Source organism: Desulfonatronospira sp., assembly GCA_003563255.1.
Taxonomy (GTDB): domain Bacteria; phylum Desulfobacterota; class Desulfovibrionia; order Desulfovibrionales; family Desulfonatronovibrionaceae; genus Desulfonatronospira.
In genome coordinates, this window is sequence record PWSL01000178.1 from 1 (window position 1) to 2,859 (window position 2,859).

The window sequence follows — 2,859 nt, forward strand, 5'->3', positions numbered from 1 at the left end:
ATCCGGGGGCTTTGCAGGCTGAGAAGAATCAGGTTTAATATCAAGGAATGTAAGGATGAGTATTGCCTGCTAAGTGTTCTGTCAGCATTTCTAAAGGCTGAGGGCAAAGAAGTGCGCAGCCTGGATACTGGGCAGGCTGTGCTCCCTTTGCCCATGGCCAAAAGAGGGATTGTCTCAAGGCTGCCCCAGTTCAGCGAAGCTATCCACCAGCAGATAATGGTAATCAGAGCAGAGCACGAGGCAAAACTTTCCAGGGAGAGGGTGATAAGTAAAAAACACCAGGACAGGCCTGATAAAGTAGAATTTGATGAGTCGGTTCTTGCCCAGAAAGGGGCTTTTTTGGAATACAACCATGCCCTTATCCTGACTTGTCCAGGGAAAATACCCGGAATGGACCGGGAATAATAAGTCTTGAAATGATGGAACTTGAAATTGATGTTCACAGATATATACGCCCCAGGGGATGGACCGGTATTTCCGCTGGAATGCTCCGTAGCAGGGAATGTTTGCGGGGATTAATTAAGACAGGAAAGCTGCCAGGACATATGCGATACCCTGAATCATTGTTTGTGGTTATGAAATATGCTTTTTTTGATGAGGAAGGTAAAGTGGGCTGGCTGCGAGGTGTCGTTAGAGTGGATGGACTTCAAGTTTGAGCTTTGAAAAAAGTTATGCTTTGAAATACTAAGAAAAGCAGGAATCTTATCTTCTTATTGATCTGCAAGGAAATCCTGAATGGACATAGCGTATTCTGGTGCCAGTTCGCTTGACCTATGATTGATGGTACCACATTGTATGAAAATCACGACGATATGGTTAGCCACTTTCACGACGTTTAGCAGACCATCGAAAATCCGCAGTTCACCTCTCGTGGCAATTGGAGGACGCTCAAAGCCGTCTGTATCTGGCAAAAGCAAGATGGCTGGTTGTCGTCTGGCGTCTACCGGGAATTGTCCAGGACAGATGTGTTCGTCATCATAGGCTATATTCTGCAGGCCAAACCTAACAAGGGCGAATGAATTTCAAAAAAAGATATACGCTCTGAGAGAAGGAGGTGTCTATGCCAACAGAGATTTTACTTGAATGGAAAGGTCCTCACTCTTTGCTGACAGATGATACACGGGAGTATTTTTTGCCACCAGAGTATCCTGGAGTATATCTTTGGTGTGTTGGTAAACAGGATTCTTTTCTTATATCTTATGTAGGTAGAGCGAGTAACCTGCAAAAACGAATGTATGAACATATCTTTTGGATGCTTGGTGGAAGATATGACTTATATGGAGACGATCACTTTCTTGAAGGCGCCCCTCCCAAGTCAGAATATATACCCAGCTTCAAAAACTTGCTAACAGACTTTGTTAAAGATTTTTCTAACCGGTCTTCTCTAGCATATCGTAATCTTACGCTATACACATATTTTTGGGCGACTATAAGAAAGGATTGGCGTACTCAAATAGCTGTAGAATCGGCTATTATTGAACAAAGCAAAAAACTGAACCAACCACTGCAAAATGATAGATTGAGTTTGAGGCCTGAAAATAGCCCTCATCTTTTGATACGTTCACATTTTGAGTCAAACACGTTTCCTGGTGCCCTTTCGAAATCAATTTATTATGGTTTTGGTGTTGAAACCACATGACTGCACCTAGATATAATTACTATAACCATTCAAAAAGGCATATAATAGACCAGGTTGAGCAAAGGTTGTTTTTATCAGACCGGCAGAGCTTGGGTTGACTAGTGTGATTGATTCGGTATATAGCTAGGTTACAAAAATTAGATTTCTACTTTCACATGCTTCCTCAGAGCTCTTCTCTCTGACGAAAAAGGACCGGATATATAGCAGATAAAAGAGTATGTCATGGCTGACCTTCAGGAAATCATTCACAAAGTAACCGCCATCAAATCCAGATTGCAGGAAGAATACAAAATCAATGCAATCGGGATATTCGGCTCGGTTCTCAGGGGCGAGAGCAAGGATACCAGCGATGTCGATTTCCTTGTAGAGCTGGACCTGGAGGCGGATCTTCTGGATATGATCGGTTTATCCCAGTTTCTTGAAGAATATCTTCAGTGCAGGGTGGATGTGGTTCCTCGCAGCGCCTTGCGCCCTGAGTTGCGCCAGCGGATCCTGGAGGAGGTCAAGTTCCTGTGAGGGATCAGTCGCTGTATATCAGGGATATAATAACAGCCATTGAAAGTATTGAGGCCTTTATAGCGGATATGGATTATCAATCTTTTCTACATGATGACAAGACCCAAAGCGCTGTTATCCGCAAGTTGGAAATAATTGGAGAAGCGGTCAAGCAACTGCCCACTGAATTTCTGGAAAACTATCCTCATATTCCCTGGAAACAAATTGCGGGCATGCGTGATAAGTTGATCCATTTTTATTTTGGCGTGGACACAAATCTGATTTGGCGCACAATAAGAACAAGGCTTCCAGAACTTAAAAAGACTCTGCAAAGTATTTAATGCCGGAGAAGTTGATTAATATCCATCGAAACGACCCTATCAATTTCAGATTTATCCAGGACTTATCAGGACACGGCGGAATAATTTTTGCGGTATCCTTAATGGGTTTCGGTGCTGACTACTGGCCGTTTCCGGCATCCCCTTGAACGCCCGTTCTCATCGATAAAGAGTGGGGATGGAAAAACCTTCAATATCAGTCGCTGGACTCCAGGGATTGTGGCCATTTTAGGCGAAGCAGGATCTGCCGGATCACCTGACTGTTGCATGCTCACGGATGCTTTCGAGGCGCTGTGGTCCGATTCCGTCAATTTCCTTTAGCTCCTCCATGTCGGAAAATGGCCGCCTGGCCGCAATTGCTTTGGCCCTTTCCTCGCCTATATGGGG

5 protein-coding genes are annotated in these 2,859 nt (G+C 44.2%); 4 read left to right on the plus strand and 1 reads right to left on the minus strand.

What is annotated here, in order from left to right; all coding sequences use genetic code 11:
* The 4 genes from QZP87_RS05110 to QZP87_RS05125 form a co-directional block, all read left to right on the plus strand.
* On the plus strand, positions 1–405 hold a 405-nt coding region (locus tag QZP87_RS05110; RefSeq protein WP_291321843.1), incomplete at its 5' end, for a hypothetical protein.
* A 655-nt stretch (positions 406–1,060) separates the two neighbouring features.
* Complete coding sequence (locus QZP87_RS05115) at positions 1,061–1,639, plus strand: hypothetical protein (protein WP_291321844.1); 579 nt, start codon at positions 1,061–1,063, stop codon at positions 1,637–1,639.
* Positions 1,640–1,861: 222 nt separating this feature from the next.
* Entirely contained in the window at positions 1,862–2,155 is a 294-nt protein-coding gene (locus tag QZP87_RS05120) for a nucleotidyltransferase family protein (RefSeq protein WP_291321845.1), read from the plus strand.
* Complete coding sequence (locus QZP87_RS05125) at positions 2,152–2,475, plus strand: DUF86 domain-containing protein (RefSeq protein WP_291321846.1); 324 nt, start codon at positions 2,152–2,154, stop codon at positions 2,473–2,475. Before QZP87_RS05120 ends, QZP87_RS05125 begins: the two co-directional genes overlap by 4 nt.
* Positions 2,476–2,724: 249 nt before the next feature.
* Here the strand turns inward: QZP87_RS05125 and QZP87_RS15525 are convergent, their stop codons facing one another.
* The gene (locus QZP87_RS15525; protein ID WP_363330990.1) at positions 2,725–2,853 is read right to left on the minus strand and encodes a helix-hairpin-helix domain-containing protein; all 129 of its coding nucleotides are present in this window, start codon (positions 2,851–2,853) and stop codon (positions 2,725–2,727) included.
* Positions 2,854–2,859: the final 6 nt, after the last annotated feature.

Coding starts and splice junctions, on each gene's coding strand:
- QZP87_RS05115 (WP_291321844.1), top strand. CDS start 1,061: ATGCCAACAGAGATTTTACTTGAATGGAAAGGTCCTCACTCTTTGCTG.
- QZP87_RS05120 (WP_291321845.1), top strand. CDS start 1,862: ATGGCTGACCTTCAGGAAATCATTCACAAAGTAACCGCCATCAAATCC.